Origin of the sequence: Hymenobacter terricola (assembly GCF_017921975.2) — a bacterium.
Classification (GTDB): domain Bacteria; phylum Bacteroidota; class Bacteroidia; order Cytophagales; family Hymenobacteraceae; genus Hymenobacter; species Hymenobacter terricola.
Genome location: NZ_JAGEMO020000015.1, coordinates 19,617 through 44,174, shown reverse-complemented (window position 1 = coordinate 44,174; position 24,558 = coordinate 19,617). Strand labels below are relative to the sequence as shown.

Annotated in this window: 21 protein-coding genes; 2 read left to right on the top strand and 19 right to left on the bottom strand. The window is 62.3% G+C overall.

Going from position 1 to position 24,558, the window contains the following annotated elements; all coding sequences use genetic code 11:
• Window positions 1-6: 6 nt before the first annotated feature.
• Window positions 7-381 (top strand): hypothetical protein, encoded by a 375-nt coding sequence (locus J4G38_RS12000; protein ID WP_210521044.1) that lies wholly within the window; start codon window positions 7-9, stop codon window positions 379-381.
• A 16-nt stretch (window positions 382-397) separates the two neighbouring features.
• On the opposite strand, the gene J4G38_RS11995 is transcribed toward J4G38_RS12000, so the two are convergent.
• The 13 genes from J4G38_RS11995 to J4G38_RS11945 form a co-directional block, all read right to left on the bottom strand.
• On the bottom strand, window positions 398-898 hold the full coding sequence (locus J4G38_RS11995) for a PaaI family thioesterase (RefSeq protein ID WP_226163373.1): 501 nt from the start codon (window positions 896-898) through the stop codon (window positions 398-400).
• A gap of 183 nt (window positions 899-1,081) precedes the next feature.
• Entirely contained in the window at window positions 1,082-1,204 is a 123-nt protein-coding gene (locus tag J4G38_RS28645; protein WP_262906018.1) for a hypothetical protein, read from the bottom strand.
• Complete coding sequence (locus J4G38_RS11990) at window positions 1,205-2,143, bottom strand: DUF3857 domain-containing protein (protein ID WP_210521043.1); 939 nt, start codon at window positions 2,141-2,143, stop codon at window positions 1,205-1,207.
• A 182-nt stretch (window positions 2,144-2,325) separates the two neighbouring features.
• The gene (locus tag J4G38_RS11985) at window positions 2,326-2,544 is read right to left on the bottom strand and encodes a hypothetical protein (protein ID WP_210521042.1); all 219 of its coding nucleotides are present in this window, start codon (window positions 2,542-2,544) and stop codon (window positions 2,326-2,328) included.
• Window positions 2,520-3,539 (bottom strand): transglutaminase-like domain-containing protein, encoded by a 1,020-nt coding sequence (locus J4G38_RS11980; protein ID WP_210521041.1) that lies wholly within the window; start codon window positions 3,537-3,539, stop codon window positions 2,520-2,522. Before J4G38_RS11980 ends, J4G38_RS11985 begins: the two co-directional genes overlap by 25 nt.
• 78 nt (window positions 3,540-3,617) lie before the next feature.
• Window positions 3,618-3,911 (bottom strand): DUF3857 domain-containing protein, encoded by a 294-nt coding sequence (locus J4G38_RS11975; protein WP_210521040.1) that lies wholly within the window; start codon window positions 3,909-3,911, stop codon window positions 3,618-3,620.
• Window positions 3,912-3,926: 15 nt separating this feature from the next.
• Window positions 3,927-4,091 carry a hypothetical protein gene (locus J4G38_RS11970; RefSeq protein ID WP_210521039.1) on the bottom strand — a complete coding sequence of 55 codons (165 nt, stop codon included), beginning with the start codon at window positions 4,089-4,091 and terminating at the stop codon, window positions 3,927-3,929.
• A gap of 24 nt (window positions 4,092-4,115) precedes the next feature.
• Window positions 4,116-4,238, bottom strand: a complete 123-nt coding sequence (locus J4G38_RS28640; RefSeq protein WP_262906017.1) for a hypothetical protein — start codon at window positions 4,236-4,238, stop codon at window positions 4,116-4,118.
• A gap of 148 nt (window positions 4,239-4,386) precedes the next feature.
• On the bottom strand, window positions 4,387-4,950 hold the full coding sequence (locus tag J4G38_RS11965; RefSeq protein WP_210521038.1) for a PPC domain-containing DNA-binding protein: 564 nt from the start codon (window positions 4,948-4,950) through the stop codon (window positions 4,387-4,389).
• A gap of 126 nt (window positions 4,951-5,076) precedes the next feature.
• On the bottom strand, window positions 5,077-12,498 hold the full coding sequence (locus tag J4G38_RS11960; RefSeq protein ID WP_210521037.1) for a beta strand repeat-containing protein: 7,422 nt from the start codon (window positions 12,496-12,498) through the stop codon (window positions 5,077-5,079).
• Between the two features lie 528 nt (window positions 12,499-13,026).
• On the bottom strand, window positions 13,027-14,280 hold the full coding sequence (locus J4G38_RS11955) for a hypothetical protein (RefSeq protein ID WP_210521035.1): 1,254 nt from the start codon (window positions 14,278-14,280) through the stop codon (window positions 13,027-13,029).
• Window positions 14,281-14,288: 8 nt separating this feature from the next.
• Window positions 14,289-15,059 carry a hypothetical protein gene (locus J4G38_RS11950; protein ID WP_210521034.1) on the bottom strand — a complete coding sequence of 257 codons (771 nt, stop codon included), beginning with the start codon at window positions 15,057-15,059 and terminating at the stop codon, window positions 14,289-14,291.
• A gap of 129 nt (window positions 15,060-15,188) precedes the next feature.
• On the bottom strand, window positions 15,189-15,767 hold the full coding sequence (locus tag J4G38_RS11945; protein WP_210521033.1) for an RNA polymerase sigma factor: 579 nt from the start codon (window positions 15,765-15,767) through the stop codon (window positions 15,189-15,191).
• A gap of 304 nt (window positions 15,768-16,071) precedes the next feature.
• Between J4G38_RS11945 and J4G38_RS11940 the strand changes: the two genes are divergently transcribed.
• Window positions 16,072-16,311: a hypothetical protein gene (locus J4G38_RS11940; protein ID WP_210521032.1), complete on the top strand. Its 240-nt coding sequence runs from the start codon at window positions 16,072-16,074 to the stop codon at window positions 16,309-16,311.
• 396 nt (window positions 16,312-16,707) lie between these two features.
• Here the strand turns inward: J4G38_RS11940 and amaB are convergent, their stop codons facing one another.
• From amaB to J4G38_RS11910, 6 genes are all read right to left on the bottom strand, one after another.
• Window positions 16,708-18,312 (bottom strand): L-piperidine-6-carboxylate dehydrogenase, encoded by a 1,605-nt coding sequence (gene amaB, locus J4G38_RS11935; protein ID WP_210521031.1) that lies wholly within the window; start codon window positions 18,310-18,312, stop codon window positions 16,708-16,710.
• 199 nt (window positions 18,313-18,511) lie between these two features.
• Entirely contained in the window at window positions 18,512-19,696 is a 1,185-nt protein-coding gene (locus tag J4G38_RS11930) for an AAA family ATPase (protein ID WP_210521030.1), read from the bottom strand.
• Window positions 19,697-20,029: 333 nt separating this feature from the next.
• On the bottom strand, window positions 20,030-21,532 hold the full coding sequence (locus J4G38_RS11925; RefSeq protein WP_226163372.1) for a S1C family serine protease: 1,503 nt from the start codon (window positions 21,530-21,532) through the stop codon (window positions 20,030-20,032).
• 242 nt (window positions 21,533-21,774) lie between these two features.
• On the bottom strand, window positions 21,775-22,284 hold the full coding sequence (locus tag J4G38_RS11920) for an Hsp20/alpha crystallin family protein (protein ID WP_210521029.1): 510 nt from the start codon (window positions 22,282-22,284) through the stop codon (window positions 21,775-21,777).
• A 256-nt stretch (window positions 22,285-22,540) separates the two neighbouring features.
• Entirely contained in the window at window positions 22,541-23,341 is an 801-nt protein-coding gene (locus J4G38_RS11915) for a hypothetical protein (RefSeq protein ID WP_210521028.1), read from the bottom strand.
• A 14-nt stretch (window positions 23,342-23,355) separates the two neighbouring features.
• Entirely contained in the window at window positions 23,356-24,549 is a 1,194-nt protein-coding gene (locus J4G38_RS11910; protein ID WP_210521027.1) for a M20 metallopeptidase family protein, read from the bottom strand.
• Window positions 24,550-24,558 lie beyond the last annotated feature (9 nt).

Below are 24,558 nucleotides of genomic sequence, written 5' to 3'. Positions count from 1 at the left end.
AAACACATGACTGCCGACGACCGCCTCAACCAGCTCGAACCGCTCCTCTCTGAGGCCTTGACCGTCCTTGACCGGCACACCTATCAGCTGAAGCAGTTAAGTGGAGCCGTCGGCCAGCTAACAACTGCAGTTGCCCAACAAGGTGATAACATCAGTTTCCTTCTACGTGAGCAGATGGAAATGAAGGCCGATATTATCGAAATAAAGGCCGACATGAACGGCATAAAAACCGACATGGCCGGTATGAAAACCGACATGAACGGCATGAAAACCGACATGAACGGTATGAAAACCGACATAAACGGCATGAAAACCGACATGAACGGCATGAACGGAAAACTGGACCTATTGGTCCAGTTAATTCAAAACTCAGGGAAGTAGCCGTATCCGGCGCCCGCTACTTCCTTGCCCGATACGACCAGGTGAGGCGAAATATGGCCACTACATCGCCGGCTTCGTCCACGCCGGTGCTGGTGCATTCCACGGTGCGGCCTTCGCCGGTGGCGCGGCTCTCGGCAATGGCTTGCGCGATGTGCAGGCCGTCGGGGCAGGTAAAGGAAATGAGGCCCACGGCTTTTTTGGTGAAAGTACCCTGGATGCCCGTGACCAGCATGGAAACCGGCCCGCCGGCCTGCACGTGCATCATCGACTGGATGCCGCTGGCCAGCTCGGCCGCCATCGCCAGGCAGGCGAAATAGAGGCTGCGAAACGGATTCTGGGTGAGGTACTTGTAGCGAACAGTGACCGTGGCTGCCTCCGGCGTGAGCTGCGTGAGGCGCAGGCCTGCCAGCCACGCCATGGGCAGCTTTTGCAGCATAAACAGCTTCAGCTTGACTGGGTTGAGGACCTGGCGGCGGAAAGCGGCGGCCTGGGGCGTGTCGGTGGTGGCAGTAGTCATGGCGTGAAGTTAGGCATTTACGCTGCAAGCATAACATCTGCGCCGTTTGTGAGCCCCGGCGGGGCCGTACCCGGTAGGGCTACCCATCGGTAGAGCCAAGAATCTCCGGAAAATTTCAAGTCCCGGCGGGGCTTGCCGACGGTAGAGCGCATCACAGCGGCGCTACGCGTCTGCTAGCTTTTCTTATCCAGCACCAGCACTACTTTGTTGAAGTGTCACCACCAGCTCAAAATCAATCCCCAACGTCCGGTAGATGGCCGCCAGCAGGTGGCTGAAACCGGTTTCGGGCGCGTTGTGGGTGGCCATCTACTGGACGTTGGGGTAGGCGCCTTCTTCGAGGTTGAAATTGAGCTTGACGTAGTTTTCGGCGGCGGCAATGCGCTTGGGCAGCGGGCCGGCGGTGGGCAGCCGGGCGGCGGCCAGCACCTTGGCCACGGCCTTCACGTCGTCCTTGCTCAGGGCCGTCATGGTGCGGTACACATACTGGCTGGCATCGGCCCAGGTAAACTGGCGCGCCGGGCCCTTGCTGGCGATGTAGGCCAGCTTGTACTCCACGCGCATGCGCTGGGCCGGCACGCTGGCAAAAGCCTCTTCGCGCAGCGCAGGCACGGTTTTTAGGGCAATGCGCAGGATGCGGTGGCCGGCCAGCGCCGTATCCACGGTCACGGCCGGGCCGTGGTACACGCGGGCTTCAAACGTCAGGGCCTCGGGCGAAATCAGCTCGAACGTCACGTCGCGGACGGCCGTTTCACTCTGCAAAATCTCGCTGCCGAAGTGGTTGAACGGCCGCTCGCGGGTGTAGTAGTATTCCACTTCGCTGCCCTTCTCCACGCCATCCACGGCGAAGACGCGGAAACCCCGGCCGCCCTGCTGGTCTTTCAGCTCCTTCATGTCGGCGGCCTGCACCTCGTGCACCTCGCCCCGCGGGCTGATGGTGCGGGCCCTGATGGCCACCGGCGCGCCGGATTCCAGCACCGACACCACAATTTTGTTGAAGCGCTCGATGCCGTCCGACGAATTCACGCGCACGATGCGGTGCTCGGTGGTGAAGAGGCGCAGGTCCTTCCGGCTCCGGTCGAAGTAGTATTCCAGGCTCGTGTAATCGCGCAGAATAATGGCCGGCAGCGCGGCTTCCTCGGCTGAAATGGGCAGGCGCTGGTGCCGCTTCGCATCCCAGGTGTAGCCGGCGTGCACGAGGTCAGGCGGCAGGGTTTGGGCCGGGGCCACGGCGGCAATGAGGAGCAATGAGGAGCAGGAGGACGAATAGAAACGGGCGCATTTTTAGTAGTGGGCATTCGAGTACTTGGTATTCAAAAAAACTTCATGCTGAGCGCGAGAACGTCATGCTGAGTTTGCCGAAGCATCTCGCGTGGGGCAGTAATTCAATCGATGGGTTTACTTGAGCACGCGAGATGCTTCGGCTACGCTCAGCATGACGTTCTGATACTCTGTCTGAAATTCAGCCAAACCTTTTTCTTCTTAATAATCAACATTTTGCGGTATGCATTGCCCAGCTTGCTTACCACCGCGTTCCAGCTGCCGAACTGCCGGGGCTGGAGCAGCAGGTAGTTCACGTACACCTCGCGGTCCTGAATGATTTTGCCGCCCTGGCGCTCGTAGCTCACCTCGTACCCGGCGGGCACCACCAGCGCAGTGCGGGTGTGGTCGGTGTGGGCAAACTCGTTGCAGCGCGGCAGCTTGCGGGTGGTCGAGTCGATGTGGTCGGTGGCGGGCGCTCCGGACTCAGGTTGACGTACACCTCGTCGTCGACCTGCTGCACGTAGTCCTGCAGGCGGTAGGCGTAGCTGATGCGCAGGGGCTGGTCGCGCGCATCGAGGTTGCTGATGGCGTATTTGTCCACGAAAAGCTTATTGTTGCCGCGCTCCAGCAGGGCTTTCACGTACCTGGGCTCGTCGGTGCGGTCCAGGCCGTCGAGGCCGTAGGTGAGGTCGACTTTGGTGTAGCCGGCCATGCTGAGCTGGCCGGTGCCGTGCAGCGTGGTGCCGTCCAGGGTCAGCACCGAGGCGTCGTCGGTGCCATTGCGGGCTTTGTCGATGACCGGAATATCCACCACGCGGCTGTTTTTGGGGTCGAGGCCCAGCAGGCCTTCCTTGCCCTGAATCATGGCCGAGGGCATGCTGTAGGGCGTGTGCTTGCTGGTGGCATCGAGGAAAACGTACTGGCCCGGCGTGGGCTCGTAGGTGGCAATCATGTGGTTATCGACGCCGGGCGTGGCCAGCTCGGCGTACTTGTAGGGCAGGTCGCGGGTGCCCACCCAGGTCAGGTAGGCGGTTTTCACGCCGGCCAGGTGCAGCATGTCGTTGGTGAGGTTGGCCATGTCCTTGCAGTCGCCGTAGCGGCGGGCGTAGACGAGGCCAGCATCGTGCGGAATGAAGCTGCGCAGGCCCTGCTCGAAGGCGATGTACTTCACGTTGTTCTGCACCCAGTAGTACACGCGGCGCACCTTTTCCTCCTCGGTTTTGGCCCCGGCCACCAGCGAATCGACGCGCTGCTGCAGCGCCGGGCTGGGCTGCCGGTCGATGCGCCGCACGAAGTCGGCGTACATGGTGTAGAGCTCCGGCACGCCGGCCAGTAGCTTGCGGGTCTGACCGTTTACGGGGGCTTCCTGCACGAAAAACACGATGTGCGGCAGGTAGTAGCTGGCCTCCGGCGCGTCGTCGTCGCGGGCTGGGCAGGTTGTCGGCCGTCCAGCGGTAGATTACCTGGCTGCCTTTTCCTCCCTGGTGTAGGTGACGAGCGTGTTTTCGGCATGAAACGTCTTACAGCCGATGACCACGCCTCTGGGGGCCGTGATGGTGAGCTCGGCGTGGCGCACGGGCACGTAGGAGCCCACGTAGAACGGCAGCACGAAGCGCGCATCGACGTGCCGCACGGTGTAGTCCGTGACGGTGCGGGCGCCGGGCGTGATGGCCGGAAACGAGAAGGAAGTCGACCGGGTATCGTCAAAAAACACGCCCACCTGCATCTCAAACTTGTCCTTAAAATCGTTCACCTTCAAGGCTTTAAATCATTCGCCATTGGGCACCATGGTGCGGGCTCCCAGCTTTTGGAGGCGGTTGAAGTGTGAGTTGAACACCCACTCGTTGGCGTAGGTGCCCGACTGCTCGTCGAGGTGCAGCATGTCGGCGTGGTGCCGGGCCGGCACCTGCACCGAATCGTTGCGGATTTCCACGGTCAGGTCTTCGCGCAGGTCCAGCTACACGGCTTTTTCGCCGGGAATCTGCTTTTTCATGGCCGTCACGAGCTGGCTGCCGGGGGCCTGGGCACGGACCGCGGAAACCACTAGGAATAAGGGATAGAATAAGGCGCGCTGAACCATGCGATAGTTGCGATAATAAGCCAATTGAAACCTCGCCTAATTTGGCCCGGAAAGCCAATGATGAAGGTAACGACTGGCCGGTCATTCCCAACGCTGTAGCGCGAACTTTGTGGGGCGTAAGCGCCTGGAGCAATTGTTCTGGCACGCGCTATTTGCGCTGACGGGGCTTCGCAGGCTCGTCGGCGGCGGCCGGTGCGGGCCCTGGTGCCGGCCGCACCACCAGTTCCTGATAGCCAAATGTGGCATCGGTTTCGCGCCGGAACTCCAGCTGCGGCAGCTCGCCCAGCACGATTTCGGCAGTGGTGTACACCCGGCAGCCATCCAGCAAATGCCCGCCGATAGTGCGCCCCGTGCTATCGGAAACCGACAGGTGCAGGTGCGAGCCGTTGGTAGAAAGCGTCCCGACCAGCGACACGATTTCAAAATGGCCTTTGTACACGCTCGGGCCCTCCTGGTTGGCCAGCCGCAGCGTGGCCACCGTGAGGCTGCCCACACAGGTTATCATCGTCCCGGCCAACATGTGGTGGGCCTGCACAAAAGCCGTGAGCTGCTGGCGCAGGTCGTCGCCCGGCCGCAGGCGCAGGGCGTAGGTTTTGAGGGCGGAATGCTGGGCAATGGGCACGACAGGGGCTGTTTGGCGTGGGCTGCCTTGCGCCTGGGCCCACGCGGGGCCCGCCAGCAGCAAGAGCAGCGGAAGAAACAAACGGTTCATGGCCGAAGGTAAGCGGAGGAGGCACGTTTGCCGGTCGGACCGCCTGGGCCGGTCGGACCGGCAATACCGTCCACAAAAAAGCCCCCGGCCAGTGCCGGGGGCTTTGGATGCGCGGTAGTGCGGAATTTACTCCTTCACCACTTTCAGGTGCTGGATGGCCCGGCCGGTCACGGCCAGGTTCACGATGTACACACCGCTGGCCAGCTTGGCCAGGTCGGGCAGCTCCAGCTGGCTCAGGCCGGCCGGCAGGGCCGGCGTGGACTGCTGGAGCAGCACACGGCCGGCCGCATCGGTCAGGCTGAGCTGGGCCGGGGCGGCTACCGTGTTGGCGGGCAGCTCCACGGTCAGCGTCAGGCGCTCCTGGAAGGGGTTGGGCGCGGCGGTGAGGTGCACCGCCGGGGCTTCATCGCCGAAGCGCACGGTGCGCACGGGCGAGAAGCTGGCGGTGCCGTTCAGGTCGAGCTGCCGCAGGCGGTAGTAACGCAAACCAGTTTTGCCGGCTTCGCGGTCGAGGTAGCTGTAGGAGCGCGGGCCGGTGCTGGTGGGCGTGGCGCTGGCCACGAAATCAAGCACCCGGAACGTGCGGCCGTCGGTGCTCATCTGCACCTCGAAGCCCCGGCTGCTCTTCTCCATGGCCGTGGTCCAGGCCAGAGTGGCGTTGCTGCCCTGGCGGTCGGCGGTAAAGACGGTCAGCTCCACGGGCAGCGGGTTGGAAGCGCTGCCGAGGGTCCAGATGGAGAAGTCGGTGATGCCCGTCTTGCTCACCGTATTGCCGGCAATGCTGATGGGCTGCTGGTTGGCCCAGGGGCCGCTCGTGCCGCTCACCGACTTGAACAGGGCCACGTTGGCGGCGGCGATGCCGTTGCGCTCATGGTCAAAATAGCTGAAGTTCATCGCCACGTTCAGGCCGGTATTGACGTTCGGCTGAATGTCGAAGTAGCGCTTGATGCTCACGCTGGTGCCCGCACCGGTGAGGACGGTGCCCGTGGTGCGCACCACGGCCGTCGTGCCGGGGAGGGCCGTCGAAGCGGCATCCGGCGTCAGCGTCAGGCCCAGGTTGCCAAAGCTGGAGCCGCTGCCGGCCGTACTCAGGTCGTCGGTCACCCGCACTTTGCCTACTACGTAGCTGGCATCGGTTTCGCTCAGGGCCGGCCCGAAGGTGAAGCTGGGCAGCAAGAGGGCCTGGCCGCCATCGGGCAGCGAGAGCTGCACGGTGCTGCCCAGGTCGAGCAAGCCGCTGGTCATCGTGACGGGGCCCCGCGTCCGGAAATCAGTGCCGGTACTACGGCCGGGGCCGTTGCTGACGGCGGCACTCAGCACCGATACGTTGTTGCCGGATTTGGCCACTTCCAGGCTGTACAGCTGCTCCGGCATCCGCGTGACGGACTGGGGAGCGGCGCCCACAAAGCGCAGCCGGTTGCCGGTGGGCGGCGAGTCGTTAAACATCAGGTACACGTCACCATTGTTCACCAGGTCGCCCGCGATGTTCAGGTTGTGGCTGTACAGCTCAATGAAGGCGTCGGCGTTGATGGTCAGGGTTTTCACCTGGGCCAGCACCGTGGCGGGGGTCGTGCCGGAGTTGGCGTAGCCGTTGTCGCTGATGGAATTCGGGGTACCGGTCGGCACCACGGCGCTCAGCTGCAGTTTGGGCACGCAGCCGCCGCTCCAGTTGGCGGGGTTGTTCCACTCGCTGTCGGCCGCGCCGGTCCAGGTGGTGGTGGGGTTCAGCGTCAGGGCAAGCTGGTCGGCAGTAGCACCGGCGCAGCCCGTGGGGTTGTCGGGCGTCAGGGTCAGCGTCACGTTGCCGGCCGTGAGGTCGGCGGCCGAGGGCGAGTAGGTAACGCTGGCCGTGGCGCCGTCAATCACGCCGCCGTTGGAGAACGTGCCCGTGCCCGACGACGTGTAGGTGGCCTGCGTGGCCGAGCCCCCGAAGGTGCCCACCGTGGAATAGGTATACCCGGCGCAGACGGCGGCCGTGGCCGGTCCGGCATCGGCGGTAGCCGGCGGGTTCACGGTGAGCGAGCCTGCGGTCGTTAGCGTGCAGCCGTAGGCGTCCGTCACGCTGGTGAGGGTGTAGGTTTTGCCCGCCGCCGCGCTGAACGTAAATGGCGACGCATTGGCCGTGGTGGTCACTGGCGTAGTGCCGTCGGTGTACGTTACCGAGAAGGGCCCGCCGTTCCCGGTAATTGTAACCGAAGCCGTGGTCGGGCCACAGGCCGGGCTGGCCGTGGTGATGGTAGCCGTCTGGGTTATGGGCGTAAACTCATCCGAACCAATGTCCGGAGTGCCCTGCCGGCTGGTGGCGGCGTTGTCGTATTCGCCGTCGATGGTAGCAATGGCCACGCCCGCGTTGTTGAGTGAGCAGTTGGTGGTGGCGTCGAGGTTGAGGTTGCCAGTGGCAATGTCCACAAACTTGGCGTTTACGTTTTGCGAGCTGGCATCGGGCGTGCCGGTCTGGGCTTTCCAGGCAGCGAAAGTGAAGGCCGTAATGCCGGTTTCACCCAACTTGGCCGGGTTCTCGGTTGCAAAAAGGTCGTTGCGATTGGAATCCACCTTGTTTCCTGTGCCGAAGGTGGAGCCGCTCGGCACGCCGATAGCAAAATTACCTCCCCCGCCGGTGCGTTCGTTCACTAGCACGTTGTTGCGCAAAATGCTGCTGGCGGTGCCGCCCATGTTGAAGGCGTAGGTTTTGGCCGTGCCCGTGCCCGCCACCCCGCCAATGCGAACGGAGTTGAAATAGACAGTTTCCGAGACGATGGCGGAAACGTTGTTGAAAATACCGTAGTAAATGCCTGCCGGAGCCGGGGTGGCGCTCACACCGGTGCTTAGCGCTACCTGGTTGTTGGTTACGGTCCAGGTACCTCCGGCGAGGTTGATGCCAATTACCCCCGAACTGGGCGTGCCCACTGCGCTGTTGCTTAAGTCGAAGACCCGGTTGCGAGTAGCCGTACCGGTAGCGCCCGAGCTGTTTTTGGCTAGAATGCCGGTCACGTAATTGTTGGCTGTGGCTGCGGCCGCGGTGCCTGCCAGTCCCGATACGGTGTTATTGGAAATGACTTGCGCAGTGAAACTGCTGTTGGTGCCTTGGGTGTAAATGCCTGCCAACCCGGCCCCGCCCGTGCCATTCGCTTGGGTGGTGGCGCTGGTGATATTGCTGATGACGTTGCCGGTGATGTTGTACGAGGTGTTATCGGATTTTACCTCGATGCCCGAAAACGAACTCGACCCCGTGCCGGTCAGGCTAATGTTGCGAATGAAGTTTCCGGAAACCGTGGTGCTGGGGGCATTGGCCGTACCCAGGCCGTTGAGGTGGATACCCTTGAAAATAACGGCACTGGCGCTGTTCACCCAGGCCGCGCCACCCGCCTGCGGATCCGTGCCGCCGATGTAGTTGCCGCTGACGGCCCAACCCGTGGCGCTGGTAGCGCTGCCCAGATTCATGGCCCATTGCGAGGTGCTGGCGCTGGCAGAGGTCTGATAAAAGCTGTTGCCGCTGATGGTCCAGGTGTTGCCGGCCCCGCTGCTGATGATGCCGTAGGTGTCCCAGTCGTAGAGGTTGTTGCCCGAAATCGTGACGTTGTCCGGGGCGGCGGCCGTTACGCCGGGGCTGGGCGAGTAGATGCCCTGGCCGGGCCGGGCCACGGCGGCGGCGGCTTTGAAAATATCGCAGTTCAGCACGCTGGTGTTGTCGTTGCCCGTCACGCCACCCGGCACGGTGTTTACGGCTGCCACCGTCGAGTTGCCGATGAAAATTACCGCGTTGCTGAAGCTCGTTGTGCCGCCTTCCACGTAGCAATCGCGGAACGTGTTGCTCACCGCGTCCTGCTGCACCGTGAACACCGGGCTGCTGGCCGCAATGCTGCGGAAACGCAGGTACTTGGTGGTACCCGTCTGGTTGAAGCGGCCGTCGAAGGTCACGCGGTCGGCCCCGTTCAGGATAATGCCGTTGAGACCCATGCTGTTGCCTGCGCCCGTAATCAGGCGCTCGGTGGCCGCGCTGGGCTGAATGCTGATGGCGAAGTTGGACGCGGCCGGCTGCTCGTTCAGCGGTTTCAGCACATTGGTACCGTCCTCGATGCTGATATCGCCGGTGATGAGCACCGTCAGGTTGCCGGTGAGGACGCCGGCATTCAGGCGGGCAAACAGGCCATTGGCCGCCGTGAGCGACACCAGCGGCTGGCCGTTATACGTCTGGCCAGGGCCCACGCTGACGGTGCCGGAGAATGACTCCAGAATGGTGTAGGTGGCGGGGCTGGTGGGAGCCGTGCTGCCGGGCGGCGTGATACCGCTGCCGCCCGTTGGGCTGGTGGCCAGGTTGTTGTTGGAGCTGGCATCCTGCGCCGCCACGTAGTAGTTGATGACGTCGCCGCCGGTCACGCTGCCGCCCGTCACGTTGGCGTAATCAATCGTGAAAGTGTACTGGTTGCCGCTCACGCTGGCCACGGCCGAAAAGTACGAGCCGCTAGTGCCTTTGCGGTAGTAGATAAGCGGGGCCCCCGTGCCGGTGGCAATGCCGCTGGCGTCGGTGATGGTCACCAGCAGGGTCTGGTTGGCGGTACTGGCCGTGTTGGCAATGGCCATGTACGTGATAGTGGGCGGCGTGAGGTCGTTGGGCGTGAAGTTGCCTTCGTCGGCCCCGATGTCGGGCGCGGAGCCCGTGCCGGTGTAGCCGGTTTCGCCCTGGCGCGGGGTGACGTCGTAGTCGTCGGCCACGGCCACGCCCGACTGGCTGGGGCCGGTCAGGCGCTGGGCGCCGCTCTCGGCCTGGGTGGGAGTGGCGGTGGTCAGGTGCGGGTCGGTGGCGCTGGTGAAGGGCGTGGTGCTTTCCGTGACGGCGGCTGTTTCGCGGGGCGTGCTGGCAGCGCCTCCATTGACGGCCAGCCGGTAGGCGGCCAAGGCGGTGGCCAGGGTGGTGCCGTCGTAATACAGGCCGGAGGTGCCGTATAACAGGTTGTTGTTGCTGGTAGTCGCAAGCACGGTAACCGTGGAGCCGGAGCGGTAAATGCCCACGTGCCGCAACCCGCCCGTGGTTTTATTGACGAAGATGTTGTTGCGGAAATCGACCGAACTGATGCTGCCGGTTGTGGTGTACAGGGTCCCGGTCTGGGCGTTGGCGTTCGTAGCGGCACCCGATAAGTAAACTGAATTGTAGTAGAGGTTCACCGTGCCGGCAGTGCTGATGCTGATGGCGCGGACGCCGGCGCTGCCACCACCGTTGGACGCATGGGCGCTTATGTTGGAAAGCAAGTTGTTGTAGACATTCATCACGGCCCCTGCCGCAGTCGAGCCATTCGCTAGGCGGATGCCATATACAATAGCCGTGGTACTACTATGCACAATGGTATGCAGGGTATTGCGATACATATTTTGCGTTTGACCGTTCGTAGAAGCAATGTCGATGCCCTCAAGCGCCGCCGAGTTGGTTGCAGCCGTCAGGCTTAGGTTATTAATCTGGTTGTCGTAAACATCCAGCTTTCCGGCACCGCTCGAAAAAATGCCGTATAGCGCCCCGCCGCTTACCGAGTTGGTGAGCAGTGTGACTGTATTGCCGTTGACCGTGCCAGTAATAGCGGTGGTGAAATACACCCCCGAAACAATGGAACCAACGGCACTCGTAAAGCCCGTGAAGGTATTGCCCGGCCCAATCGTTACGTTGGTACTGGCCGTGATGGTATTGGCTACGCCGTAAAGCGGCCCGGCACTGGACGACGCCGAGAACGTGCTGAACGTTGTATTGGCCACGGTAAGCAGGTTCTGCGCATTAAAATCAACCCCGATGGCGGCCACGCTCCCCGTCGATGACACGTTGGTGACCATGCTGGTGCCTGCCCCGCTGGTGCCAATCATGTTGTTCTGGTCGAGGGCAGTGCCAGAACCGGTGAGTTGATAGCCCTTGAATACGTTTTGAATGGTGTTGTTCAAAAACGACAGGCTGCTGTTGGCCCCGCTGGCGGCCGAGGCGATGCTACTTGTGTAGATGCCCACCGGCGCGTTGGTGTTGGTTTTGTCCAGCGTGATGGTGCCGTTCTGGTAGGTCACGTTCTGGCAGCCATTGGTGGCGGTGGGTGCGTTGAGAAACAACCCCCGCTCCATCTTGAGGGCCGCCGTTGAGTTGGCCGGGTTGTCCTTCAAATCAATGCCGTCAAACGTAATGTAATCACTACCCGAAAGGGTAATAATGGCGTCCGATGACGTGCCGCCGGTCGTTTGCGTGCCCTGGACCACCGGGTTGCCGGCGTTGCTCGTAGCGCTCTGAAAGGTGAGCCGGGCGCCGCTCGCGCCGGTAAACGTCAGGGTCAGCGGCGCCTCGTTGTAGGTGGCCAGCGGGCCTGTGTTTTTCACTACGCTGATGGTGGTGTTGGCCGTAATCGACGCCACGTTTATCGCCGCAAAGGCATCCGTGAAGCTGGTAAAGTTGGTCCCGCTGGTGGGCTGGGAGTTGTCGATGGTGTAAGCCGTCCCATTGAACACGATAGGAGCCAGCGTGGCCTGCGACGCCGTAAGCGCCGTGGAAATGCCGCCTTCGGTGGTGGCGTAAATCTGGTACTGGTAAGTGGTACCAGCGGTCAGGCCAGTCTGCGCCACGTTGTAGGTGGTGCCCGCGGTCGAGACGCTGGTGGAAACCTGGTTGGAAATGTTGGTAAAGGTCAGGCCGCCATCAGCCGAGCGCAAGACGTTAAAATTCGTCTCGTTGGTTGAATTGTCGGTGAACGTCAGCGTCAGGCCCGTGTAGCTGATGCCCGAGAACACCGGCGTGACAGGCCCCACCGGGGCCGTCGTCGGGGGCGTAAACGAGTAGCGCGAATTAGCCGCGGGTCCGGCTGTCAGGCTGTTGGCGGGGGTATTGCTGAAAGTAGTACCGTTGGCAGCTTGCAGCGTCAGCAATTCTGCCGCAGCAGGCGTCGCCGAAATCGTGGGGCCGTTGATGCCGAGGGTGTAGTTGGTTTGGGAGGCCGCCACCGCTCCATACAGGAAATCGATGTGGTTGTCGCTTTCGTACAGCCGGACCTGAAAGTTATTCGCCGCCGTGTTCGTAATCCATTGCACCGTCAGCGTGCGATTGGGGCTGGAGCCGGCTAATTGGTAGGTAACGTTGGTCAGTGCACCAGCAGTTAGGTCATCGTAAAGGGGGGCCAGGGCTAGGGCAGTGCCCCCTGCGGCCGAAAACTGGGTGTTTTGGTAGCCATACTGCCCGGTCCCGTTCCCGGTGGCGGCGGTACCGGTATTGAAAGTGATGAAGCCCTCCAGCGAGGCGCTGAACTGCGTGTAAACTCCCCCGTCGTACACAAAAGGAAAACCGATGGCGGTGGCGTTGCTCAGGTTGTCACCGGTGTTGGTGCCGTTGCGCCAACTGGCAAATGACGTAGGCGATGTGAGCGCTACATAGGGTACGGACGTTGTACGGACCGCGGTGTAGTTGGCCACGCTTTGCGCCCAGGTGCCGCCGGCACTGCCCAGCAGCACCGCCAACAAGAAAGCCAGCCGCCAGGGCCGAAGAGACGTGGGCCGCGCCATGCGCCGCCCTCCCGAGAGTAAATTTTTCAGCATACAACAACTAAAAGGTGAACAAGAAGAAGGGAGGAATACGGGAAAGTGCATGAGCCATAATCCAATGGATTTGGCAATAGTCCAGCCCTGAAAGTTAACCTAAACACAACAATACTTCCTATTATGAATAAATATTCAATGATTAATACTCGTTGAATGAAAGGTTTGGGGGGATGAACGGGGTGGAACGGGAGTCTTATCCCTCCCCTAACGTTTAAAATATCCGGCTACCTCTATGTGGGCACAAAAGGTGGAACGGGAGTCTTATCCCTCCCCTAAGAATAGGGGAAACCGTACCGGAGGATGGCCTATCGGGGCAGGGCGGCACAATAGAGTGGCCGGGACCGGTGGCCGGACCGAATTGCTTTTCGACGGCCCGCCCGCCGACCCGGCTCGCTTCGCGGTGCCTCAGCGACGGGGGCGGCCCCTCCCCTACCTCAATCCTTGCTCCATCTACAAAAGAGCACGGCCCGCCTGGCAAAATGCCAGGCGGGCCGTGTGGGGCTGGGACGGTACTGTGCAGGCGGCCTACTTGCTGAACCGCACCGTGCCGTAGCGCACCTTGATATTTACGTTGCCGGATTTCCGGGCGGGTACCACCGCCCCGAACACGCCCAGCACGTCGCTGGTCAACGGGCCGTTTTCCTGCGAGAGGACGCGCACCAGGTCTTTATCCACCAGGAGTTGGCCTTGCTCGGTGCTCACATCGAAGCGGAAGCCGGGCGCCTCGGCAAAGCCCAGGCGGATGGTGCTGAAGCCGCCGTCGAGGTTTACCTGGCGGAAATTGGCCCCCATGTCGCGCACCACAAAATCGGGGCAGTAGCGCAGGGCCATGTCCAGGCCTTCGTCGAGCTTATCGATGGTGAAGCGCGAGTAGCCCGACGAGCCGCGCAGGTTGCGCACGGTGCCCAGGGCCACGTCGCCGTACTTGCTGTGGATGGTGAGGTCCTGCACCGTGCCGATGTCGACGTCGGACGAGTTGTTGCGCAGGTCCACGGTGGTGCCTTCGTCGAGGTGCAGGCGGGCATAGCTGGCATCAATGCTGGCCCGGCCAGCGAAAGCAATATGGCATTCGCCGTTGCCGATGCGGATGAGGTTGCGGGGGCCGTCGAGGCGGCCGGTGCGCAGGGCACCGTATTCCACGGCCAGTTCGGTGGGGCCGCTCACGTCGCCGGTCAGGTTCACTTCGCCGAAGCTGTTGTACACGCGCAACGCCGTGGTGCGGGGCAGCCACACGGTGTAGTTCACCTCGTAGCGGCAGCCACCGGCCCGCCCGCGCAGGGCCGGGCCAAACTGCGTGCTCACGGCTACGCCGCCGGTTTTGCAGTCGTATTCCAGCCACTGCACGCCCAGCGCGTCGAGTACCTGCCGGGCTCCGGCATCGGTTTCGGAGCGGGCCACCAGCTCGGCATCCACCTTTATTTCCTTCTTGTTCCAGGTGTTGATTTGGACGCGGCCGTAGCGCGTATCGAGCGAAAAAGGCCGGCCGGCCTTCGGCACCGCGTAGCTGCGGCTCAGGCGGCGGCGCTGCTCTACTTGCAGGCTGGCAGCATCCTGGCCATCGGTTTGGTCAGGCTGCGGGTTTTGCGCCGGTTCCTGCACCGGCCCAAACAGGGCTTCCTCGGCGCGGCGGGCTTCAGGCGTTTGCACCCGAATGGCCACGCCGGGACCCACGGCCACCCATAGGCCCTGGCTGGGCTGGGCGTGCACCACCAGCGGGCTCAACAGCCCGGCGGCGGCCAGCCCCCCCACGCCCACTACCCGCCAAAGCCAGAGTGCCATGAGCTGTTTCATTCGGGCAGGCGCCGGCTATCGGCCAGCACATAAGCACCGGAATTGGGGTCTGTGGCCGGGGCCGTGCCCAGGTGCAACTGCTGGTCGAGGATATCGAGGCGGATTTGCAGGTTGCGGTTCATGGCCGTGAGCACGGCGTCGGGCTGCGGGTGGTGGGGCAGTTCCAGCTTCAGCTTGCGGTAGCTGGAGTCGAGCGACACCAATTCCCGCTGCCAGTCGGCCGTCATGGCCGCCATGCCGGGGCCGTTCAACTGGCGCAGCTCGCTTTGGCGGCGGGCCAGCTGGTTGGTGTAATAGGCTTCCATGCCGCGCACGGCCCGCACGAGTTGGCTGTCGGCGCCGGTGGTGCGTTCGGTGGCCGTGAGGGCCAGCGGGGCGCCGCCCTGGTACAGGGCCGCGTCTGGCGCACCGGCCGCGGTGCCAGCGCCAGTCGCACTGGCTGCAACGGCAAGTTCCGGGGCCTGACGGTTCGATTTCCAGGCCTCGCTGGCCCCAGCGGCAAAGACGAGCAGGGCCAGGGCTGCGGCCACGCCGTAGCGCTGGAACCAGCCCGTGCGTGCGGGAGCCGGCGCCACACCGGCGGCCTTGGCCGGCTCGGGTCCGGCGGGGTCCGCCAGCCGCATTGTTGGCGCAATAGCTTCGGGCTTGGTTTCGGCCAGTTGCTGTTCGAGGGCGGCCCACAGGTCGGGGCGTGGCTCGTGGGTGTCGAAATCGGCCCGGTGCCGCTCGACGAAGTTTTCCAGGGAATGATTGTTTTTAGGGTCCATGAATGAGTAGCAGACGCACGGTTCGTCCAGGTTCAGGGCGGGCAGCGGGGATATAGGAAAACCGCAGCCGGGCGAAAGAGGATGAAGGGTAGTGAAAAAATTAATTAGGAAACCAATAACGATAAATAATCAACTAAGGCCGCGCTGGGCAGCTAATTCCCGCAGCCGAACCCGCGCCCGGCTGTACTGTGATTTGGAAGTAGACTCGGAAATGCCCAGAATGCCGGCAATTTCGAGGTGGTCATAGCCTTCGAGCAGGTACAGACTCAGCACCACGCGGTAGCCGTCGGGCAGCTCCTGAATGCAGCGGCGCAGCACGTCGGCGCGGTAGTGGGCATCGGCCTCGTCTTCGGGCGATGGGCCAGCGGCTTCGGCGGGCTCTTCGTAGTGCTGCTCGCCCAGCGGCACCAGCGCCAGCCGCCGCTGCCGCAGGCAATTGATGCTTTTGTTCACCACAATGCGCTTCAGCCACGCCCCAAACGAGGAGTCGCCCTTGTAGCCGCTCAGCTCCCGAAAGGCGCTCAGAAACGACTCCTGAAGCACGTCCTCGGCCTCGGCGTAGTCGCCGGTAATGCGCAGGGCCGCGTTGAACATGGCCTTGGAATAGCGCCGGTAAATTTCGGCCTGGGCCTGGCGGTCGTTCAGGCGGCAGCGCTCCACCAGCGGAGCGTTGATGTCGACGTAAGCAGAGGTTGCAAGGGCTTCCATGCAGAAAGGCGGGTTAAAAAGGCTTAAGCAGCTAAGAGACTAACCAGCGGCTTCGGGGGTTGCACCCCGGAGTGCGCCACAGCCTCTGGCGGGCTGCTGCACGAAAGTTAGGCATCTATTTCCGACAAAGAAATACGATTGTGTTTCGTTCAACCCAGCAGCGGCAAATACGGGCGCAAGTACCTATGTGAAAGGCCATAGCATGCCCGGGGAGAAGTTGACCTGCTTGCCGCGCCCGCAATACCAGCTCCTTGTCTCCCGCCTCTTCTACCCTTGAGGCTCGCAAATCCCATTTTCTACCGCTATGCGCCGCCGACGGCTTCCGTTACTTTTGCTGTCCACGTTGTTGGGTTGCAGCAAATCTGAATCTAATTCTGTTATTGTTATTGGCTTTGGCAAGGGCGAAGGTATCACTTATCGGACTGGCCAACATATTCCCAACGGCCCCTACGACCCGACCGGCCGGACTTCGGATGGCGATTGGAACAAGCAGGAGCGCACCTTGTTCTCCGACCTAAATTTTGACCTGAACGGTCCGCAATAGCCCGCTCTCATTGCTGATACAATGGCCTTCCAAAACCCGTCGGCAGGCCAGGCCACGTGGACTTTGCAAACTCAGCGTGTTACCAGCGGAAGGGCAGCTCCTTACACAGCGCGCGCCGCGTTGGTTGACCATCAATGCCATGTGATACAGTTGCCCGGTCCAAACGCTTCTGCTGCCGGCGTACAGTATTCGCTGGATTATCCTGGCACTGGCTTGAGCCCCAACGAGCTGTACCGGCTTTATTACGTGGTGTACAATGCCAGTGGGCTGGTTTACAAGGGCCAGGGCGACGTGCGCTATAGCCGCTACCTGCTGCTGCCGGAAACCACAAAGAGGCCCCGCCGAATGCATCGGCGGGGCCTCTTTGTGGTTTCCGGCACAAGCTTAAAGCCTGTGCTACACGTCGAACTTGATGCCCTGGGCCAGCGGCAGTTCGGTGGAGTAGTTGATGGTATTGGTCTGGCGGCGCATGTACACTTTCCAGGCGTCGGAGCCGGATTCGCGGCCGCCACCGGTTTCTTTCTCGCCGCCGAACGCGCCGCCGATTTCGGCCCCGCTCGTGCCGATGTTCACGTTGGCAATGCCGCAATCGGAGCCACTGGCGGCCAGGAAGGCTTCGGCCTCGCGCATATTCAGCGTGAAGATGCTGCTGGAAAGGCCTTGGCGCACATCATTCTGCAGGTCAATGGCGTTTTGTACCTCGCCGTTGTACTTGATGAGGTACAGAATGGGCGCGAAGGTTTCTTCCTGCACCGTGTGGTAGTGGTTTTCGACTTCCACCAGCGCGGGCTGCACGTAGTGGCCGCCGTGCAGTTCGGCCCCGCTCAGCACCTGGCCGCCGGTGAGGAGCTGGCCGCCTTCGGCCTGCACCTGCGTGAGGGCATTCTCGAACATCTTCACCGCGTCGGCGTCAATCAGCGGCCCCACCAGGGTGCCCTCCTGCAAGGGGTGGCCGATGGGCAGTTTGGGATAGATGGCCAGCAGACGGTTCTTCACGTCTTCAAAAATGCTGTCCTCGATAATCACGCGGCGCGTGCTGGTGCAGCGCTGCCCGGCCGTGCCCACCGCCCCAAACACGATGGCGCGGATGGCAATGTTGAGGTCGGCATTTTTGGTGACGATGATGGCGTTGTTGCCGCCCAACTCCAGCAGGGCGCGGCCCAGACGGGCACCCACCACCTCGCCCACCTTGCGGCCCATGCGGGTGCTACCGGTGGCCGATACCAGGGGCACACGCTTGTCGGCGGCCATGGCGGCACCGATTTGCGCATCGCCGACAATCAGGTTGAACACGCCTTCGGCAATGTCGTTTTCGGCCAGCACGTCGCGGATGATGTGCTGGACGGCTACGGCGGTAAGGGGCGTTTTCTCCGAGGGCTTCCAGATGCTCACGTCGCCGCACACAGCGGCCAGCATGGCATTCCAGCTCCACACGGCCACCGGGAAATTGAAGGCCGAGATGATGCCCACGATGCCCAAGGGCTGGTATTGGTCGTACATGCGGTGGGCGGGGCGCTCCGAGTGCATGGTGAAGCCGTGCAGCTGGCGCGAGAGGCCCACCGCGAAGTCGCAGATGTCAATCATCTCCTGCACTTCGCCCAGGCCTTCCTGGAGGATTTTCCCCATTTCGGCGCTCACGAGCTTGCCCAGCGGCTCTTTGAATTCGCGGAGCTTGTTGCCAATCTGGCGCACGATTTCACCGCGCTTGGGCGCTGGCACTAAACGCCAGGTTTTGTAGGCTTCTTCGGCGGTTTTCACCACGGCATCGTAGTCGGCAGCGGTGGCAAAGGCCACGCTGGCAATGCGACGGCCGTCGGCGGGGGCGTTGATGACGCGGCGCTCGGCATTGGTGCTGCCGCCCCAGGCGCGGCCGGTGCTGTAGGCGGCATTATCGGCCTCCACGCCAAGCTGGCGCAGGACGTCCTGAATGCCGTGGGGGTCGTGGTGGGGGTGTGGTACGGTGACGTCGGGCGCGGTGGCTTCTTCGAGGGCTTGCTTCATGGAAAACTGGCGGTGGGAATGAGGGAATACCGGCCCCAAAGGTAATGGTATGGGGAAGACCCGAACGCCAACGCCCCACCTTATCCAAAGAGGGGCGTTGGCTTGTTGCTCGTCGGAATGGTTCAGGCAGTCGCCCGACGGCCACCTGCGCCTATCTAGCCGGGCAACCTGATTGAACCCAACCGTCAATCTCTCAACTTCAAACCTTGCGCGCCACCGGGGCGTGCTCCAGCTGGCTCAGGTTCTGAAACACGTCGAAGCTGTCGCGCCGCAGGTTCCGCACTTCCTCGTCCGAAAGCTGCCGGACTTTGGTTTGAAAATCCTTATAATACGCCACGAACACCGCCAGCTCCGGCACCCGGTTTTCATAGGGCACCATGTTTTCAAGCACCTCGTTGAAAAAGCTGGGGCTGTGCGTGGTCACGAAAAATTGGTTGGCCTGCTGCGTGGCAATGCGTTCGGCCAGCTGCGCTACGTACACCGGGTACGAATGGGCCTCGGGCTCCTCCAGCAGAATCACGGTTTTGCGGTTCGACTCCATCGCGGCCAGGTGAAAGCCAAAGCGCTGCAAAGTGTCGCCGCTGCTCGAATACGGGTAGGCAAAGCTGAGGCCGTCCACCTCCTTCATCACCTCGAAGCGGCCCGCGTCGGGGCGCACGCGCATGCGCAGGCCGTGGTCGGCAAAGAGGGAGGCAAACTCCTGGCGCAGGTCGGCGTGGCTCTCCAGCACCTGCACCAGGTTGTTGCCGTGGGGCGGGCGCAGGGCGGCATCGGGGTAGCGGCGGTCCAGGCGCACGCTGCCTTTGAAGCGGTACGGCTTCACGGCCCGGGGCTGCCAGGCGGGCACCGATGCCAGAAAATGCCCGTCCTCGCCCGGCTGGTCCACCACGCCATCGCGGTCCAGCTCGGTGTATAGAAAGCCCGGTTCAGGCAGGGGCCCGGCATGGGCCAGATAGGTGTAGAGGCGGGACAACATCAGGGCGTCGTCGCCGGTGCGGGCCTTCACGCGGCCTTCCAGCAGCGGCAGCCCCAGCTGCACGCGCAGCAGCCGGTAGGCGGCCTGGCTGAACACGCCGTATTGGAAACGTTTGTCTTGCCCGGTGCGGCCCATCAGGCACACGTCGTGGTCGGTTTCCACCCGAATGGGGGCCGTCATCAGGCTGTCGTGAAACAGCTGCGCGGGTTTCTCATACCGGATAAAGCTGCGCATGAATTTCTTCTTGCGCTCGTAGGGAAAACTCCCCAGCAAACTCATGGCCTCCAGCACCGTCGATTTTCCCACATTAGGCTGACCGATGATGAGGTTGACCCGCCGCGGGTGTAGCACGGCGCTCCGAATCGACTTGAAATTCTGGATGTATAAGGTGTTAATGACGTTTTCCATGTACAAGACGATGCGGGGTAGACTGGGAAGGAGCCCCAGCCATTGTCAAGTCGTAGTTTCCCGACTTGGGATTAGCAGGTACGAAAAAAGCATAGGAAAAGACTTACCGCTATTACCTTAACCAGCAATTTTTCAGGGCAATATTACCTCGCTCCAGGCAAATAATTGTCTATTTTTTTCACGTTTCGTCAATATTTATTGCCAGGGGAAAATTCGACCCGCTGCAGGCACTTTTCATCGCCGGTATTAGCTCATTCGTCTGACAGCAAAAAGCCTCGGCCAAAGTGACCGAGGCTTTTTGAAAACAAAAAACGCTGCGCTGAAAAAACTTTTTTATTCCTGCCCGATGGGGTAATAGGCTTTGCGGCCGTCGGGGTACACTCCCTCCACCAGTGCGCCCGAGTTCTCACGGGCCTGGTCGAGGTAGCTTTTCACGTCCGAGGGCTTGGTCACAGCATTTTTATCGATGCGGGTGATGATGAAGCCATCGCCCATGCCCGACTCGCGGAAATTGCTCTCCTTGATGCCGCTGATTTTCGCCCCCCCTTCCAGGCCCAGTTTGGCCAGGTCGCGGGGCGGCACGGCGGCAATGGTCGCGCCTTCGTACTTGATGGACGCCGAAGCGGCTTCCTCCCGCACCACGGCCGTGGTGCCGGTGGCGTTGCGCAGCGTGGCCAGTACTTCGCCGGTGGAGCCGCTGCGCAGGTAGTTCACCTTAATCTTGTCGCCAGGCCGGAACCGGGCCACCTGCTCCTGCAATTGCGAGGCCGTGTTCACAGCCACGCCATTTATTTGGGTGATGACGTCGCCCATCTTCAGGCCCGCCTGGGAAGCGGCGCTGCCCTCGGTAAGGCCCTGCACGTACACCCCGTTCAGGGCGTTCAGCTTCTTCTCCGAAGCCAGCTTGGCGTCCACTTCCTGAATCTGCACGCCGAGCAGGGCGCGCTGCACCACTTTGTATTTCAGCAGGTCGTCCACCACTTTGCTGGCCAGCGAGCTGGGAATGGCAAAAGCGTAGCCCTCGAACGAGCCCGTGTGCGAGGCAATGGCCGAGTTGATGCCGATGAGGTCACCGTTCAGGTTCACGAGGGCCCCGCCCGAGTTGCCGGGGTTCACCACGGCATCGGTCTGAATGAACGACTCGATGCCCATGTTGTCCTTGCGGCGCAGAATATCGATGTTCCGGCCCTTGGCCGAAATAATGCCGGCCGTCACGGTCGAGTTCAGGTTGAAGGGGTTGCCCACGGCAAGCACCCACTGGCCCACTTTCACGTCGTCGGAGTTGCCATACTTCACGAAGGGCAGGTTGTCGGCCTTCACTTTCAGCACGGCCAGGTCGGTGTTGGGGTCGGCGCCCACCAGCTCGGCGTCAAACTTGCGCTTGTCGTCCAGCACCACCTCAATCTTGGAGGCTTTGTCGATGACGTGGTTGTTGGTCACGATGTAGCCGTTGGCCGCGATGATGACGCCCGAGCCGGAGCCCTGGCCCCCACCCTGTGGCTGCTGGCCGTGGAACTGGTCGAACTGGTCGCCAAAGAACTGGCGCAGGAACGGGTCCATCTGCTGCTGGCGCTGGTCGACCGGCGCCGCGGCATATTCGGTCATTACGTGTACTACGGCCGGGGTTACGGCGGCGGCGGCGGCCACGAAGTTCAGGCCTTCGGGCACGACGTAGGGCGTGCTCCGCATTTCGGAGGTGTAACGCACCTGGGGGTTGGCGGACATAGCCTGCGGCGCCACGGGGGCGGGCTCCAGCAGCTTGTACCCCCCCACGGCCACGCCGCCGCCGAGGATGGCGGAACCGAGCAGGCCGAGCATCATTTGTTTTGCTTGCATGGGTAAGGGAAAAATGAAAAAGGGTGAAGTGAGTGAATAAAGAACCTAATTTAGCAATCCAAGCATGAAAACCGGATGAGCCAACCCAGGATTTTTTCGACTAACGCTGGAAGGATTCACTTTCGCGTCTCAGGGTTGCTTGCTACAGAAAACAGGCCAAACCAAACCAGCTGCCGGTACAACACGCCGCACTGCAAAAAAGGCACCCCGAGGGATGCCTTTTTTACCTGACTCGTCCGAGATTAGCGGATTTCGATGTGCTGGGTTGTCACTTTTTCAGTGTCGAAAGGCAGCGTCACGCGCAGAATCCCATCGGTCAGCTCGGCGCCGATGGCCTTCACGTTCACCGTTTCGGGCAGGCGGAAGCGGCGGTTGAAAGCGCCATAATTGGTTTCGGTGCGGCGGAACGTGGGCGCAGCGGGGGTTTCGGGTGCTGCTTCAGCGGGCGTAGAACTGGCTTCGGTGGCGGGAGCAGCGGCAGCTTTAGCTACGGCGGCCGGGTTGGGCCGGTCGCCGGAAACCACCAGCTGGCCGTCGAGGAAGTCGATGTGGACGGCGTCTTTTTTCACGCCGGGCAGGGCGAGGTGCAGCTCAAAGCCGGTGGCCGTTTCGAGGATGTCGGCGGCGGGGGTAAACGTGGGGACAGGCTGGGCGGGGGCCGTTTGTGGGTCACGCAGCATATCGGCGAGCATGGTGCTCAGAGCGCGGCTGGGACGCAGGGAAGGGCGGGTATTATACAGCAAAGTTGCCATGGGTTGATTTCTGATTTTTAAGGTGGATAACGTCAGCCGGGTTGCGGCACATTTCCCTCTCCTTAAATTCTGTACCAATCCAATACAAGGCCTTTATTAAGACAAATTGTCTCAATCTGATAAATACCGGGATGATACATTCATCCAATAAAACAGCAAATCAGCCGCAGAGATGTTGTCAAGGCATTATTGCATCAAATAGCTGACCTGTCATTTTGCCATCAATTCAACTGTGCACTGGACTGCCGCACGGCGACTAATGCTGGGTGGGGAGTTGCTGGCGGGTAGCGGCGTCCTGTCCCTGCAAAATAGAATAGCGTACATCGAGGCCCACTACCGGCGAAACCACGTTGAGCCGGCCGGCGGGAATGATGCCGCCCGAGCCTGACTGCTGCAAGGCGAAATAATAGCTGGTTTGGTAGGCAAACCACGGTGTCACGTCCAGCTGCGGGCTCAGGCGTACGCCTACTTCGCCGCGCAGGCTGGTGAACTGGATGGTGCGCTCGTCGGGGTCGGTGTCAGACTTCAGAAACCGGACGTGCGAGGCAGCTTCGTAGCTCAGGCGCGGGCGCAGGGCAAACCGGCCGATGGGCAGAATCTTCTCCAGGTCGACGCGCAGGCGGGCGTTGGTCAGGCCTTTGGCGCTGGTGGGGCTGGGGAAGGTGCGCTCCACGCTCAGGCGCTGGCCGAAAGTGAGGGGACCGAGCTGGCTGCGGTGGCGGAGCAGAAATTCGGGCACCACCACGTAGATTTTGCTGAACGACGCGTAGCCCAGCGTGCCGCCAATGCTCCAGTGCTCGTCCCAGAAATGCTCGTAGCCGACGGTCACGCGCCGCTCGTCGAAGCCCAGAAAGCGGCTGGGGTCGTTGAAACCGTTGTTGTCGGTGATGTTCTGGCCGCGCACGGCCAGGAGGAGGTAGTCGTTGCCGGGCAGGGCCAGCTCGGCTTGCAGCTCGGGCCAGAGCTGGAGGCCGTAGAGCGCGCGGCGGGTTTGGGCAGCGGCCGGGTGGGCCGCCAGCCCGGCCAGCAACAGGGCGCAGGCGAAAAGATGCTTCATACAGGGCGGGGTGATTAGGCTTCGGCCAGCTCTTTCACGGCCAGCCAGGCCATAAGGCCGGGCCCGGTAGCCAGGGCCTGCTCGTCGATGTCGAAGGTGGGCGTGTGCACGGAGGAGGCAAAGCGGCCGTCTTCGTGGCGGGTGCCGAGGCGGTAGAAGCAGGCCGGCGCGGCCTGGGAGAAGTAGGCGAAGTCTTCGGCGGCCATCCATTGGTCCAGCTCGACCACGTTTTCGGGGCCGAGGTATTCCTCGGCGGCGGCGCGGACGCGGGCGGTGAGGGCGGGCTCGTTCTCCAGGTAGGGGTAGCCGTGGCGGATTTCGAGCTCGCACACGGCGCCCATGCTATCGGCCAGGCCTTCGCAGAGGCGGCGCAGGTGCTGGTGGGCCTCGGCGCGCCACTCCTCGTTGAGGGTGCGGAAAGTGCCTTCGATGTACACCTCGTTGGGAATAACGTTGGTGGCCCCGTTGGCGATGACCTTGCCGAAGCTCAGGACGGAGGGGATTTTGGGGTTGGCGCGGCGGCTCACGATTTGCTGGGCGGCCACGATGATGTGGGCGGCCACCAGCACGGGGTCGAGGTTCATCTCGGGCATGGCGCCGTGGCCGCCCTTGCCTTTGATGGTGAGGTAGAGCTCGTCGGTGCTGGCCATGTAGCGGCCGGGGCGCAGGCCGATTTTGCCGGCCGGCAGGTGCGGGAATACGTGCTGCCCCAGCACGTTGCTCACGGCGGGGTTTTCCAGCACGCCTTCCTGTATCATCAGCGAAGCGCCGCCGGGCAGCCGTTCCTCGCCCGGCTGAAACATGAGCTTGACGGTGCCCTTGAACTCGCCCTTCAGCTCATTCAGAATGCGGGCCGCGCCCAGCAGGGAGGCGGTGTGCACATCGTGGCCGCAGGCGTGCATCACGCCGGGGTTGGTCGATTTGTAGGGCACGTCGCTGGCTTCCTGGATGGGCAGGGCGTCCATATCGGCCCGCAGGGCAATGGTAGGGCCGCCGGGCTGGCCTTCAATCAGGGCCACTACGCCGGTATTGGCAATGGATTTGGGTTTCAGGCCCAGCTTTTCCAGCTCCCGGGTGACGAAGGCGGCGGTGTTGGTTTCTTCGAACGACAGCTCGGGGTGGGCGTGCAGATGGCGGCGCAGGGCCACGGTATCGGCGGCGTGGGCGGCGGCGAGGGTTTGGATGCGGGGAATGAGGTTGGTGGGCATGGTGGGGAT